The sequence below is a fragment of the Nocardia pseudovaccinii genome (assembly GCF_050942345.1).
GTDB lineage: Bacteria > Actinomycetota > Actinomycetes > Mycobacteriales > Mycobacteriaceae > Nocardia > Nocardia pseudovaccinii.
On the sequence record NZ_CP192074.1, the window covers coordinates 6719683 to 6733620 of the forward strand.

11 protein-coding genes and 1 pseudogene are annotated in these 13938 nt (G+C 63.8%); 4 read left to right on the top strand and 8 right to left on the bottom strand.

Translation table 11 applies throughout. The annotated features are described in order from the left end of the window. Positions 1–258: 258 nt before the first annotated feature. From ACQPZ2_RS30220 to ACQPZ2_RS30230, 3 genes are all read right to left on the bottom strand, one after another. Positions 259–1236 (bottom strand): hypothetical protein, encoded by a 978-nt coding sequence (locus ACQPZ2_RS30220; RefSeq protein WP_433521567.1) that lies wholly within the window; start codon positions 1234–1236, stop codon positions 259–261. Continuing rightward, a complete protein-coding gene (locus ACQPZ2_RS30225; protein WP_433521568.1) occupies positions 1233–1538 on the bottom strand; it encodes a hypothetical protein in 306 nt (101 codons plus the stop codon). Before ACQPZ2_RS30225 ends, ACQPZ2_RS30220 begins: the two co-directional genes overlap by 4 nt. Positions 1539–1807: 269 nt before the next feature. Beyond that, entirely contained in the window at positions 1808–2254 is a 447-nt protein-coding gene (locus ACQPZ2_RS30230; protein ID WP_433521569.1) for a hypothetical protein, read from the bottom strand. A gap of 350 nt (positions 2255–2604) precedes the next feature. Here ACQPZ2_RS30230 and ACQPZ2_RS30235 point away from each other — a divergent pair, with 350 nt between their 5' ends. Both ACQPZ2_RS30235 and ACQPZ2_RS30240 read left to right on the top strand, forming a co-directional pair. Continuing rightward, positions 2605–3417 carry a helix-turn-helix domain-containing protein gene (locus ACQPZ2_RS30235; protein ID WP_433521570.1) on the top strand — a complete coding sequence of 271 codons (813 nt, stop codon included), beginning with the start codon at positions 2605–2607 and terminating at the stop codon, positions 3415–3417. A 10-nt stretch (positions 3418–3427) separates the two neighbouring features. Continuing rightward, positions 3428–3823, top strand: a complete 396-nt coding sequence (locus ACQPZ2_RS30240) for a DUF397 domain-containing protein (protein ID WP_433521571.1) — start codon at positions 3428–3430, stop codon at positions 3821–3823. A 36-nt stretch (positions 3824–3859) separates the two neighbouring features. Here the strand turns inward: ACQPZ2_RS30240 and ACQPZ2_RS30245 are convergent, their stop codons facing one another. From ACQPZ2_RS30245 to ACQPZ2_RS30260, 4 genes and pseudogenes are all read right to left on the bottom strand, one after another. Next, complete coding sequence (locus ACQPZ2_RS30245; protein WP_433521572.1) at positions 3860–5206, bottom strand: IS4 family transposase; 1347 nt, start codon at positions 5204–5206, stop codon at positions 3860–3862. Between the two features lie 233 nt (positions 5207–5439). Next, complete coding sequence (locus ACQPZ2_RS30250) at positions 5440–8523, bottom strand: glycine--tRNA ligase (RefSeq protein ID WP_433521573.1); 3084 nt, start codon at positions 8521–8523, stop codon at positions 5440–5442. 96 nt (positions 8524–8619) lie between these two features. Beyond that, positions 8620–9933: pseudogene (locus ACQPZ2_RS30255) on the bottom strand (radical SAM/SPASM domain-containing protein); the annotation flags it as partial. Continuing rightward, entirely contained in the window at positions 9930–10955 is a 1026-nt protein-coding gene (locus ACQPZ2_RS30260; RefSeq protein WP_433521574.1) for a glutathione S-transferase family protein, read from the bottom strand. The gene ACQPZ2_RS30260 and the pseudogene ACQPZ2_RS30255, both read right to left, overlap by 4 nt. A 381-nt stretch (positions 10956–11336) precedes the next feature. Between ACQPZ2_RS30260 and ACQPZ2_RS30265 the strand changes: the two genes are divergently transcribed. Together ACQPZ2_RS30265 and ACQPZ2_RS30270 are read left to right on the top strand one after the other, a co-directional pair. After that, a complete protein-coding gene (locus tag ACQPZ2_RS30265) occupies positions 11337–12554 on the top strand; it encodes a hypothetical protein (protein ID WP_433521575.1) in 1218 nt (405 codons plus the stop codon). After that, on the top strand, positions 12551–13312 hold the full coding sequence (locus ACQPZ2_RS30270) for a glycosyltransferase family 25 protein (RefSeq protein WP_433521576.1): 762 nt from the start codon (positions 12551–12553) through the stop codon (positions 13310–13312). The genes ACQPZ2_RS30265 and ACQPZ2_RS30270 overlap by 4 nt, the downstream gene beginning before the upstream one ends. Here the strand turns inward: ACQPZ2_RS30270 and ACQPZ2_RS30275 are convergent. Further along, entirely contained in the window at positions 13275–13937 is a 663-nt protein-coding gene (locus tag ACQPZ2_RS30275) for a DapH/DapD/GlmU-related protein (RefSeq protein WP_433521577.1), read from the bottom strand. The two genes, ACQPZ2_RS30270 and ACQPZ2_RS30275, sit on opposite strands and share 38 nt — an antisense overlap. Between the last annotated feature and the right edge of the window lies 1 nt (position 13938).

The following is a 13938-nucleotide window of genomic DNA, read 5'->3' on the forward strand; positions in this document are numbered from 1 at the left end:
TGCTTCCAGTTACGAGGTTGTGCTGGTGTGGTTTTGGACGGGTGAGCCGCGCAGAGATATCCATCAGCCGTTACCTCGGCGGTGACCTAGCTGCGCTATCGGCGCGATCGACGATGACGGTGGCGGCGAATTCGACAGCGACACAACCGATCTCCTCGGCACTGCCCCGAAAGTCCACAATGAGCGCACCGGATTCGTAACGGATATGCCGCACACCCTGCGGAGATCTCACCGCCGTACGCCCACACGTTCGCCCGGTCATCGCCGGTCGCTATCGCTGCGACCCGACCAGCTCTCACGCCCGTCGATCGGCGGGTACGCGCTCCCACGCACGGATGGGTCGGGTCGGCGCAGCTCGTTGGGCTGGTCATGGAACCTAAGCGGCAGCTCGCAGCAGGTAAGCGTGCCGCCGGTGGCTGATCGGGTCCTGGTGGCGCGGCCCCCGCCTGGCCGGTCGCACAGCCGGTGGATGGCGTCGCTGATCAGCTCGTGCGCGTGGTCGTGTGTCTCATGGGTCAGCACCCTGAGTGTCTCGGGATCACGCACCAACTCGACCGTCAGCTGGTTCGTCTCCTGCGGCGCCGTCTTGGCATCGAATTCAACTGCGCTGCCGATGATTTCGCGCAGCAATGCCTCGACCTGATCAACCATGTCGCCGAGCCCGGCCCGAGTCAGTCCGATGTGCACGTTCAGCGCTGCAACTTCCACGGCACAACCGAGCGCAGCCACACGGAACTGGCACACCATCCCCGAGCGGGCCTCGTCTAGCTGCCCGGGGGCTGGCTCGGGCAATTGCTCCGGTGCGGGGTCGGTGTACACAATGGTGATCGCGGGATGTGTCTGCGAGAGCCGCTGCAGCAGAACCGATCGCGATGAACCCAGGCCGTCCAGGTGCCTCGGCGAGGGCGTGAGAATGTAGCCGCCGCCCGCACGATCCAACTCCGCTATCAGTGACCAGAAAACCGTCGTCGCTGGCCGAGTGTCGAGTAGCCGGTCCAGCGAGGCGCCCTGTCGGCGAGCGAGTTCGGCCAGCGTGCGCAGCGCACGCCCACCGGATCGGCGATCCAGCGCTTCGAGCAGTGACCGCAGCACCTCGACCGGCGCGCTTGGCTCGCACGCGATCTTGTCCACCACTCGCCCGTGTCGGGCGGCGAACGCTTCGATGTGCCGTACGGCATCGGCCCGGTGTGTGCCGACCAGCGACAGTTGTAGATATCCGAACGTCGGTGCCGTCATCGCGCACCCACCGCCACCACCGCGTCCAGCACGATCCGCATCGCAGGTCGAAATCCGTTGCACGGCAGAAACAGCCACCGCCAGATACCCGAACCTCCATCACCGGGTGAGGGCAGCACGATGCGTGTGCCACCGAGACCGACGTTCAGGCGCAGCAGAGTCGCGAAGATCGTGTTTTCGAAACCATCAGCCGGACCGGTCACAAACGTCGTACGCCCCCGGTCCCAGTGCTCGATCACCGGACCGAGCTGCCGGTCCAAAGCCAGCCACGTCGCGACCCTCTCCCCCAGCTGCGACGGCATCACCACCGCATCTACCAGGCCGTCGATCCTGTGAACGACGATTCGCCTCGTCGGCGGCGCCACCTCCACTGGAAGCTGCAGAACCCGCCGATACCAATCGCATTGATCCGCCGTCTCGAGATCCGCAGGCGGCATCGCAGGCTGCACCAGGCGGTGTGAGACATCGAGCCCGACCGACCTGCCCGACGTGCGGCGTCTTCTCGGATTCGGTGGCTCGGTCATCAACCCTGCCCACACTGTCCGGCAGACAACGGGATCGGCATCGGGGCTCACGGTTCGCCCCTGCACACCCGGATCGCGTCGATCACGTGGTCCGGCGGTGGCTTATACGAATCCTTGGGCATCACCAGCCACCGGAACCTGCCATCGCGTGGCGTCGGTAGCCGGATCTCGTACCCGTACTGCGCAAGCTGCGCTTCGACGGCCGTCAGCATCCCGAAGGTAGCCACATCCGACAGGTGATGTCCGACTGCACCGGTGAGCATCGTCCACCACGCTCGCGACGCGTTACCGATCTCGATCACGACCGGGCCGGGCTCAACCAGCCTGTTATGAACCCGCTGACCAAGCGGCGCGGGCATCCTCACCGCCCCGACCCCACCGACCCGCATAAAGATTGGGCCGACGCCATCGCGGAGGTACGCGTCCAACCCACATACGTGCCGGTAATAGCCGCACAGCTCTATCGCCCTGTCGACATCGCCCAGCGCGCTCATCCGACAGACCCCTGCCCGGTACGGCGGCCCTGCCTGACAAATCTCGCCTCATGCGTTGTGCCGTCGCTGGTCATCAGCGACCGATCGATCACATGCGCTGCCATCGGAACTCCCATCCCGGCCGTGAATCGCCGCGCTCGAGCAGGTCCAACTAGGTGACGGCCGACACGGTCGACCATAATGCAGCATCATTTGCTGCGTCAATATCTGCATGATTGTAGGCATGATGCGTAGCATTGGACGCATGGCGGATTGCAGTACGCTCATCCGCATCGAGGCACCGATCAACGAGAGGGTCAGCCATGGCGCCGACGTCACCTACCGTCGCAAAGTGGGAGCTCAAACTCCGATTGAGTCGACTTCGCGCGGACGCCGGCCTCGATGATGCCGAAGTCAAGGCAACCATCGGCATCTCCACGCCGTACTGGTCGCAGATCTTCAACGGCACCCGCATCCCCAACGAGGACAAGCTACGAGCCCTCGCTGCGGCCTACGGTTGCGACAAGACCGAGCAGGATGAATTGGTCAGCCTCCGCGAGTTCGCGACCAGCACCCGCGGATGGTGGATGAAGTATCCCGCGCTGATCCGCCCCGAAATGCAGCGCCTCTACGGCCTCGAATACGGCGCCCACAGCATCCGCGCCTACAACTGCCTCCTAATCCCCGGCCTGCTGCAATCCGAGGGATACGCGCGGACCATCATCGGCGCCAACACCATGATCCGACCGTTCGAAGTCGAACAGCACCTCAGCGTTCGGATGCAGCGGCAGAGTCGGCTCACCGACGACGATCCGCTTCGCCTCGTCGCCGTATTCAGCCAGGCCGCCCTGATCCAGCAAACAGGAGGCGCCGCCGTCCTCCAAGAGCAGCTGGATCACCTCATCGAACTCGTGGAGGGACACCCGGACACCATCCAGATCCGGATCATCCCGTTTACCGCAGCCGAAGGCACTGCGCTGGGCGGATCGACATTCCATTTACTGGACTTCGATGCCCCGCAACAGCTCCCCACACTCGGGTGGTCCGAGACACCGACGCGGGCAACCATCATCGAGGACGAGAACGAGGTCAACAAGCTCGCATATGCGTTTGAAGCCGCGCTGGCACAGACCTTGAGTTCGGCCGACTCGCTGGCACTCATCAACGACTACGCCCGTGGGTAAAGTACTGGATATGAACGCTTACGAACCTGCACCATCCGGGTCGACTGGCTGGTATAAGGCCAGTTTCTCTGATCACGGCAATGCGTGCGTCGAGGTACGGTTCGAGGGCGAGGAAGTACTCATCCGCGACAGCAAATACCGGGGCCACGAAGCCCTGCGGCCGATTATCGCCGTCCCTGCCCACGCCTGGGTCGAGTTCCTCACGATCGCAACCGGCGACGCAACCGCCGACGGCACCACCCTGGGGATTCCGGGCATCTACGCGGAAATCAATGGCTACACCACCCTGCGCGACGCTGCCGAGACCACGCTCACCTACACACGCGAGGAATGGACCGCATTCCTCGCAGGTATCCGATCGGGAGAGTTCTCCCCGGCTTCACTTGCTGGCGAGATAGTCGGTTAGGCCCAATGCCGCGCAGTTTGGCGGGTGGGTTTGATGTCAAGTCGGTGGTTTTCGCTGGTTGATGGTGATGTCGATTCTTGGGTAGTTGGTGCGGTCGATGGTGCCTTTGGCGCGGTGTTTGGAGATGGCGCGTTTGACGACGCGGGGGCTTTGCCGGGGTCGGCGTGTGGGTAGGAGATCGTCCAGGATTGCGCGTCCGATGTCGCCGACGAGGTCGATCGCGCCGTCGGTGATCACTGCGGCTGCGTGGACGAGCTGGTCGCGGGCGGTGTTGAGGGCGATGGTGAAGCTGGCGCGCAGGGGTGTGGCGTGTGGGTCGGTCGCCGTGGCATCAGCGATGGCGATGCGTAGTGCCTGGTAGGTGCACAGCAGTGCGTAGACCTCTTGGGTGATCCCGGCGGGGGTGCGTGCCCGCAGCACTCGGCCGCCGAGGATGGTGGATTTCAGTTCCAGGTAACTGGTTTCGATCTGCCACCGCTGGTGATACAGCTGCACCAGTTCGGTCGCCGGAAAGCGGCGATGATCGCTCAAAGTGGTGACAAGGCGGTAGCGCTCGATGCGGCGCGGCCCACCTTTAGGGGTGACGGTGATCTCAGCATCGATCACCCGCACCACCACCGAGCCCATCGGGGTGAGCCAGGACCCGTCGGGCAGAGGCCCGATCGCCGGCAGCGCGAGATTGTTGCGGCAGCGGATGAGCAGGTCGGCCTTGGTGGCGGCGATCGCCGAGACCGGCTCGGCGTAGCCGAAATTGCGGTCGGCCAGCAACAGCATGCCCTCACGCAGGCATCCGAACAGTGTTGACGCGTAGGCGAGTTCGCCGATGCCGTAGGTGCCGAACACGGCGTCGATGACGGTGCGGGCCCCGCAGGCCACCACCGTCAGCAGGCGCAGCATCGGATACCCGGAATCCCCGTTGCCGCCGCTCTGGCGGTGATAGACACCCAGGTTCGCGTCCGTGTCGGCCACGAACATGCTGGTGCCATCGATCGCGCACACCAACAGGCCACGCCAGCGCTCCGCACCGTCCCCGGGACCAGCGAGCAGACCGAACAACTCCCGCAGCGGGGCGACCCCGACCCGGCGGCGGGCCTGGGCCAGCGCCGAGGAACCCGGCGCCGCGACCGGCAGCCCGACCAAACCCGAACACAGCTTCGCCCACACCCCGCGATAGCCGACATCGGGAAACAAACACCCCGCCAGCAGCAGATACACCACCACCCGCGAGGGCAACTCACGCAACCGCGTCTGCACCGCCCGCCCCGATTCCAGCGCCGCGTCGACCATCTCGAACGGCACGATCCGAGTCAACTCACCCAAATGCCCCGGCGCGAACCGGCCTCCGGCTACCACTACTTGCTTGTTGATGACAGACTGCTCCAACGGCGGAACTCTCGGCTTCAAGGGTTGTCTTGCGAGGACAAACCCTCTCTACCGGGGTTCCGCCGTCCAGCGTTCACGACACACCCTGTCGCACAACAAAACCCACTTGACCGACGGCCTCACGGCCTTAACTGCGCGGCATTGCGGTTAGGCCTCGTCGGCCGGGCGAGTTAGTGCGGAGCCGTTTCTGCCATATGCAGTGTCTTGGACAATGGGCCTGATCGGTCTCCGTTTCAATTCGTGCGGGTTGCCGAGACGGTAGCCAATCCGCCGGGTTGGTCGGATCGCATCAAATGTGTGGCCTTCCAATCGATTCCGGACGGCGCGGCCTCCAGGACGCTGGCCAGCAGCCCAAGCCGTGCTGCGCGCAGTGTTGGGTTGTCTGTCATGACGAGGATGTCGTCGAAGAAGTCCCGGAGGGCTACGGCTAATGGCGCGGCAGTGACGATCCAGGTCGATAGCGGTTGTTGGCGGGTGTTTTCAAGGCTGTTGATTACTTTGATCAGTTGTTGCTCGGCCGGCGCGGTGAGCTGGGCTGGATCGTAGGTGGCGGGCGAGTCTGGTGGCAGGATCCGGACGATGCGCTGTAGCCCCTCGACGAGTTCGGCGAATTGTGGGCCGTGGTGTTTGCGGGCGTTGTCGATTTCGGCGCGCAAGTGGTCGGCTCGTCGGGGGTTGCTTGCGGCGGGCCGGACGGCGTCGATGACCGCAGTGGGTGTGTTTTCGTCGCGGAGTCGTTGTTCGTAGCGGGTGATGAGAAGGTCTTCGGCGGTGTCGAGAGCGGTGTAGTCGACGGTGATCCCTTGCTCCCGCAGGGCGTTGGCGGCGGCGTTGAGACCGTCTCGGTAGGTGAGGATTTCGAGTTCGGGGTGCTCGCGCAGCGTTCGGACGATGCCGAGTGCGGCGCGGCGAAGTCCGTAGGGGTCGGATGTGCCGGTGAGTTTGGCTCCGATGGCCAACATCGCGATGAGTAGGTCGAACCGGTCGGCGACTGCCAGCAGTGCACCGGGTGGGGTCGTGGGCAGTTGGTCGGTGTGGTGTCGGGGAAGTTCTGACTCGAACAGCGCTTGGGCAACGGCGGCGGGTTCGTCGGCCTTGGTGGCGTATTCGCGGGCCATCGTTCCGGCGAGGGAGGTCATTTCGATGACCATGTGGGTTGCGAGGTCGAACTTCACCAGTTCACCGGCCCGTGCGAGCGTCGCGGAGTCGTTGGCGGACAGGGTGATTCGTCGCGCGAGGTCGCGACTGATAGCGGCTATCCGATCGGCGCGGTCGGCCATGGATCCGAGCCGTTGTTCGAAGGTGAGCTCGGTGAGCTGAGCTCGGAATTGCTCTGGTGAGGTATTGAGATCGGTGTTCCAGAAGAACGCTGCGTCCTCGAAGCGGGCGCGCAGAACGCTGTCGTTGCCGTCGCGGACGACTTGGGGATCGCAGGTGCCGTTGGCGAGGGTGACGAACATCGGCAGCAGGGCACCGGAGTGGTCGCGGACGGGCAGGTAGCGTTGATGTTTGCGCATGACGGTGGTCAGGATCTGCTCGGGCAGTTGAAGGTACTTCTCGTCGAATCGGCCAAGGATGCCGAGTGGTGTTTCCACGAGGTTGGTGATTTCGTCGACCAGGTCGCTCTCGGTGGCGAAGTCGATGACCGCATCATGTTCGCTTGCGAGCTCGGTTGCTGCCCGGATGACGGCGTCGCGGCGTTCGGTGCGGTCGATGAGGATGCCTTCGTGGCGCATCACCGACTCGTAGTCGGCGGCTCGGTCGATGCTGATCTCAGGCCGCATAGTGTGGCGGTGGCCGCGGGTGGTGCGGTCGGCGAGTAGTGCGCCCGCGGTGACGGGAAGCACTGTGGTGTCGAGCAGGGCCAGCAGCCATCGGATGGGGCGGCTGAAGGTGAGGATTGGATCGTTCCAGCGCATGTTCTTGTCCGCCCGTCGCCCGAGCACCGCCTGTGAGAGGGCGGTGGTGAGGATTTCGGCGGCGGTGTGGCCGGTGCGCATGGTTTCGATGGCGACGTATTCGATGCCATTTGCTTCGATCCGGGTCAGGTCTGCTGCGGTGGCCTGTTGGGCGTTGAGGAATCCGTCCAAGGCGCGTGTGGGGGTGCCGTCGCTTGTGTAGGCGGCGCTGGTTTTGGGGCCGCGTTGTGTTCGGACACTGTCGGGTTCGCGGTCGGCGACGTCATCGATGCGCACGACGATCCGGCGTGGGGTGGCATCGACGCGGATCGGCCCGTGGGCAAGGTTTGTGTCGGCGAGCAGTCGGGTCAGGTCTTGTTCGACGCTGCTGGCGGTGGCGTCGACGACGTGTGGTGGCAGTTCCTCGGTCCCGATCTCGAACACCAGAAGTCCACCACCGGAAGGGATTTCAGCGGGATCGACTTGGGGTGTGGCGAGTGGGAGGGGTTGGTAGAGGCCGCGCGGGTGTTGGGCTTCGGCGCGCAGCTCGGTCCAGAGGGCGGCGACGGCGCGGGATTGATTGCGCATGGTTGCGAACCGTTTGGCGCGTTCGGTGGTGGAGATGGCGCCGCGGGCGTCGAGGACATTGAATGCGTGGGAGCTTTTGAGCACGAATGTGTGTGCTGGGATCGGCAACCGTAATTCCAGCAGTCGTTCGGCTTCGCGGGAGTAGATGTCGAGCAGTTCGCGGGTGGCGTCGATATCGGCGTCGTCGAGGTAGTAGCGCGACATCTCGTATTCGGATTGTCCGAGGAATTCGCCGTAGGTGACGCCGGGCGCGTAGAGCAGGTCTTTGAAATGGGTGACCTTTTGCACGGCCATGAGGATGCGTTCGAGGCCGTAGGTGATCTCGACGGGGACGGGGTCGAGGGTGTGGCCGCCGACTTGTTGGAAGTAGGTGAACTGGGTGATCTCCATGCCGTCGAGCCAGACTTCCCACCCCAATCCCCAAGCGCCGATGGCGGGTTGGGCCCAGTTGTCTTCGACGAATCGGACGTCGTGGGCATTCAGATCGATGCCGAGCGCGGTGAGTGACCCGAGGTAGAGCTCTTGCGGGTTGCCGGGTTCGGGTTTGATGATGACCTGGAATTGGGTGTGGGTTTGCAGTCGGTTGGGGTTCTGGCCGTAGCGGCTGTCGTCGGGCCGGACCGAGGGTTCGACATAGGCGACCTTCCACGGTTCGGGGCCCAGCACGCTGAGCAGTGTTGCCGGATTCATCGTTCCCGCACCGACTTCGGTGTTGAACGGTTGGGCGATCACGCAACCGTGACCGGCCCAGTAGTTCTGGAGACGAAGGATCGCTTCTTGCATGGACAGGGTCGGCTGGGACCCTGCGCGGAAGGATGCGGCGTCGGCCATCGCGCGATCCTATCCGCTGATTCCGGTGACGGATGCGGTGCCCAGCGTTGGCATTCCCAGTCCTGTGACCTTTCGTGGGGTGAAGAAGCTCGGCAGATGGCAGCCGCCGCGGCACGCCTCGGCGACCGCGCAGCCCGCGCAGGTGTCGCGGGTGGTGACTGCCGCGTGGACGTGCTCGGTCAGCGTCGGCCACAGCTCGGCGACGCGATGCTCGGCGAGGCGGCCGAAGTAGACGTTGCTGTGTGGACAGTTGCGTAGTTGTCCGTCGTAGCTGACGCTGGCCCATACCAGCCCGGATTCGCAGTGGCCGACGATCTGTGAAAACCGCAGCGCAAGAGTGGGGTCATCGGCATGCAGCGGTGTGTCGGTGTCGCTGGTGCACAGTTTCTGGGCGCAGGGCCACGCCACCGTCATGCCGGGGCATTCTGTGGCGGTGAGGTGGTCAATTTCCCTCATCAGCGGCAGGGTTACCTCTACGGGGACTCCGTAGCGGTCGTCGTTTCGGCCGGTCGGTACGTAGCGCATGACGCCGAACTCTCGGACGCCGATGCTGTGCACGTCGCGGATGACATCCAGTGCGCCGCTGATGTTTTCCTTGACCAGAGTTAGTTCGGCCACCACGTTGATGCCCGCATCCTGGAGTAGACGCATCGCGGTGATGGCTTTGTCGTAGGCGCGGGGATGGCCGGTGAGTAGGTTGTGCTGGTCGCGGTCGCCATGGATGGATACCAGGGCGCAGCGCACGTTCGCGGCTGCGAGGCGGGTGGCGCGCTCGGCGGTGATGAAGTGGCCGTTGGTGAATATCACCTGGTACAGGCCGAGTCGGCCGCCATGTTCGAAGATGTCCATGGCGTCGGGGTGCAGCAGTGTCTCCCCGCCGCTGTAGCGGATGACGAAGCAGCCCTTCTCGGCGCATTCGTCCAGGATCGCGGTGGCCAGATTAGTGGGGATGTGTTTCTCGGGTAGCTCACGCACCGCGCGTCGTACGTCGTGATCCGACATCGTCGGATCGATCTTCCACACGTTGTAGCAGAAGCCGCAGTTCCAGTTGCAGACCGCGGTCAGCTCGATCTCGAGACGTAACGGGAAATCCAAGGTCGTGTCGAACCGCTTGTCGATCTCGTGCACTGATCCACCCTGTGGTTCGGACTTCGAACTCGGGGGTGTAGTGAGCGTGGTGGCGAGAGCGTCGAGGTCGGTGGCGACGATATCGGCATCGGCGTGGTACCGATGGCTGATGTTCCCGATGACGGTCGCTCTGTCGGCACCGGAAAAGATTTGCGCCACCATGTCTTTGGCGACCTTGTTGCGCAGTCGATGGAAGGTGCCGGAGTGCGGGTCGAACAGCAGACCCAAGTCGCGCCGGTATCGTAGTGTCGTGGGGATGGATTCGATCGCTGTGGTCATCATGCCGCCCTGCTCGCGGAAAGTGGAGTCAGTTGGTCGAGCAGTCCACGGACATCGGCTCTGACTTGGGCCAGTGGCGCCTGGTATTCCGCGGCCACGATGGCAGCAATTGCCTCCATGTCCTGGCCGTCGTAGGCGAGATCGATGACTCGCTCTGCGGTCGCGTTGCTCACACGTACGCACCTGTCGGTTTGCCAGTCGTGCAACAGTTTCAGTTCGCGGTTGTAGCGGTAGTGGCGCAAGATCCACTGTGGGCTGCCTGCCTCGGCCTCGTCGATCGCGCGATAAACCGCTGTTGCCTCGTGGAGATGATCACGCACAGAAGGCCGTCGCAGTAGCCGCTGGGCGTACTGGGCGACGTTGTTGTCGGCAATCTCGATCCGCCAACCGATGATCTGCTGGAAGTACGTCGACAGCAGGACATCGGCCAAGCTGAACTCCCCGACCGCGTACGGGCCGCCGCTGTTGTCGAGTAGCGCGGACACGGTGTCGCATACCCAGTGGGCTTGTTCGACCGCTTCTGCGTCTAGTTGCGATAGCTGCTGCGGGCGAATCGCTTTCGCGTAGGTGGGACCGTTCATGAGCAGCGAGAGATCGTGTGTTGCCCATGCGCACACCGACCGAATGACTGCGCGTTGCGCCAGGGTCGCCCCGGTCAGACGCACCCCCGATTCCGGGGCGAGTTCGTCGAGGTATTCAGCAATCGATACCACGTCGGTAGCGACGGCACGCGTGTTGGTGTCAACCAGAATCGGCACGCGCGGCAGCAGTTCCGCCACCGACCCGGCGAGTACTTTTTCGGTGTCGAATAGCTGGAGGTCGGTGAACCGGCACTGGCAGCCAACCTGTGCTTCGCGTTCTTCGGGGATGTCGCCGACGATCAGCACTCCGTCCGGCGTTTCGGCGGTCGGCCAGTCCAGCTCGATTCGACGCTCCTCGAAGGGGAGACGCTTCTCCTGCAAGGCGATTCGGCCCCGCATCGACCAGCCCGAGAAGTGCAGGTCTCCGACATAGAGGATCAGCATTCAGATCTCCTTCGGTAGCTTTTCATGACGGGAGCCGTGGCGGGGGCGCAGAACATCCGACATTTCGTTTCGCCCCCGCCCCGACTCAGCTGCGATCAGTTGCACTGACGGCTGATGATTTCCTTGGTCTCCACCTTCGGCGACTCGTACTCATCGGCATCGGCGGCCGCGATCTGTTCACGCATGACTTCCCCTCCCTTCCAACACATCTCAGGGGCACGTACGTTCGAGTCTTCTCTGCCTGCCCGCCCCGAGCCATCCCGTCTACAGGCCGTATTTCTGGTCACTCGTACCTCGGTGTGGACAGATTCTGGACAGCGGAGATCGTCGCGGCCAGATGGTCGATGTCGTTGGCATTGGCTGTGGACATATCGTGGACAGATGGCGCATAGTGCTCTGCCCTCGGTCGACCACGTGAAGGAGTGCTTGATCAAACTGCGCCAGGGGCCGGGACTGTCGCGGCCTACGACACTGCTGACCGCGCTCGACGAGCCGGTTCGCGCCTACCTCAGCCGCGGGCATAACTGTGAACCCGGCTCCGCTGCCCAAATCGCGGTGTTGGCCGACACGATCAGCGCCGCGATCGACCGACTCGCAGACGACGAACGGCTCTATGCCCAAGTCGATTTCAATCTGCTGCCCGAGCACCGGTTCACGACACTCACCGACCGCCAAGAATCGCTCGCCAACCGCCAGAAATGCGCTACCAAGACCATTCGCCGCCACGCCGCCCGAGCCCTCGACACCCTGGCCTACCTGCTGCTGTCCTCGCCTGCCGATCTCGTTCCTCAATCGCCGACTCAATCCAGAGCGTCGTCAGCGAAGGAGGTTGAGCGTGGCGACCCCGCTCACGCGGTTCGCGCCTTCTGGCATCTGGACCCCGGTGCCCGGGTAGATATCGTGTGCTCGGAGATCCCGCCCGACGAACGCCCGGATTACGCCTCGCCCGCCGACCGTAACTACTTGCGGTATGCGAAGTTCGCCGATCTGGACACGCTCATCTTCGTTCGAACCCGCCTAGCCCAACTAGCACCGACAGTCGTGGTCCGCGACTTCGCGCCCTCGGAACACTACGACACCCACGCTGACGTACTGATCGTTATCGGTGGCCCACCATGGAATGCAAAATATCGAGAATTCCTGCCGCAGCTGCCATTTCACTTCGAGCCACATCCACTCGGCGAGGACGACCCGCTCGTCCTACCAACCCTCGGTGACCTCACACTTGGCCCACGCTGGACCGCCCATAGTGAACTGATCGAAGACCTCGCCGTATTCACCAGACTGACCCTGCAAGGCACCACGGTTTTCCTGCTCGGCGGCTGCCTCACCCTCGGTGTCCTCGGCGCGGCCCGCTGTCTGCTCGACACCGAGCGCGGTCATCCGAACGCCAGCTACCTCACCGACCGAATCGGAGACGACGACTTCGTGCTGGTCGCCGAAGCCCGCCGCGTCGGCGGAATCACCGACGTCGCCGACTTCACCGTCATCGAGCCGCTCCTACTGCTGTCGCGAGCCGCTGGAGAGGACTTCGACGTTGTCGTCGATAACTCCAAACGCTTTGCCTGCCAAGACAATCCACCCAGGCACGCCCAGTGATCGAAATAGACTCCATCGCCACCTACATCGTGAACCTCCCGCGGCGATCCGACCGGCGAGCCTGGATCCAAACCCAACTCCCAGCCAGCCTGCGCGTGACCTACACCTCGGACTGGGACACCGTCTTCGACGGCAACGAGCTCACCGTCACCGACCTATATGGCCGCGGATTCAAACTCTTCGACTGGCAGACCGACTCCGACAACCCATGGTGGAACCGACCCCTCAAATACGGCGAAATCGGCTGCACCCTGGCTCATCTGGCGTGCTGGGCCCACGCCGCCGAACACGGCGACGCGCCCTACACCCTTGTGCTAGAGGATGATGCCGTCTTCGAAACCGACTTCACCGATACCCTTACCACCGGCTTGCGCCGCCTCCACCGACAGGCCGTGCCATTCGATCTGCTCTACCTCGGCCGATACCCCCTCGAACCCGACCGCCCGGCCCCAACGCCAGGCTTCGTCCGCCCTGGATACAGCCACTGCAGCTACGCGTACCTGCTCACCCGCCAAGGTCTCATCACCGTGTTGGCCTCCGGGCTCACCCGGGCGCTCGTCCCCGTCGACGAATTCCTACCCGCGTTGTATCTTCCGCACCCGCGGCCGGACCTGCGAGCTCGGTTCCCATCCCAACTGCGCGCCCTCGCCTTCGATCCGCCCCTGGCTACGCAACGACCCAAAACAGAAGCCGGAAGCGACACCGAGGACTCCGCCTTCATCAACACGAGCGGGATCGAGACTTCCACTGTTCGATGAGCGGTCCGAGTCGTCTGCCGGTCCATTGGCCGATCGGGGTGTGCCTATCGACGTGGGTCACAACCTGTTCGGGTGGGACGTCCTTGGTGACGACGGCACCTGCGGCGATATAGCTGCGAGGCCCGATCCGCACCCCGCCGATCACCCGCGCGCCGAACCCGACGACGGAGTCTTCCTCGATTACCGGCGATTCCTCATCGACACCCCACCAACCCAGGTCCGGACGGGTGTACTCGTGCACCAGGTCACCCATCACGGTCGACCGACTTCCGATAACCGTGGCATCGCACACAAACCCCGCCACACACGCATCCTCGCCGATCTGCACTCGATCGCACACATATGCGCCATGCACCACTCTCGTCCGGTCACCGATCACGCAGCCGTAGCCGATCCGGGAACGATCCTCCAGCACGCAGTCCGCCCCCAGCGTGGTGCCTTCGTTCACTACCACCTGGTTGAACAACAGGCTGCGGTCTCCGATCACAACAGGTTCACCGATCGTGTGGTGTCCGCGTTGCGCTTCCCGGATACGGGCTTCCTTCGGATACCCGAGCGTGCAATGTTCCCCTACGATGACGGATTCGCCGAGTCGGATCGGCGCATACAGCTGCGAAAGCTTCACC

Coding starts and splice junctions, on each gene's coding strand:
- ACQPZ2_RS30225 (WP_433521568.1), bottom strand. CDS start 1,538: ATGCCGTCGCAGCTGGGGGAGAGGGTCGCGACGTGGCTGGCTTTGGAC.
- ACQPZ2_RS30220 (WP_433521567.1), bottom strand. CDS start 1,236: ATGACGGCACCGACGTTCGGATATCTACAACTGTCGCTGGTCGGCACA.
- ACQPZ2_RS30265 (WP_433521575.1), top strand. CDS start 11,337: ATGGCGCATAGTGCTCTGCCCTCGGTCGACCACGTGAAGGAGTGCTTG.
- ACQPZ2_RS30230 (WP_433521569.1), bottom strand. CDS start 2,254: ATGAGCGCGCTGGGCGATGTCGACAGGGCGATAGAGCTGTGCGGCTAT.
- ACQPZ2_RS30260 (WP_433521574.1), bottom strand. CDS start 10,955: ATGCTGATCCTCTATGTCGGAGACCTGCACTTCTCGGGCTGGTCGATG.
- ACQPZ2_RS30250 (WP_433521573.1), bottom strand. CDS start 8,523: ATGGCCGACGCCGCATCCTTCCGCGCAGGGTCCCAGCCGACCCTGTCC.
- ACQPZ2_RS30240 (WP_433521571.1), top strand. CDS start 3,428: ATGAACGCTTACGAACCTGCACCATCCGGGTCGACTGGCTGGTATAAG.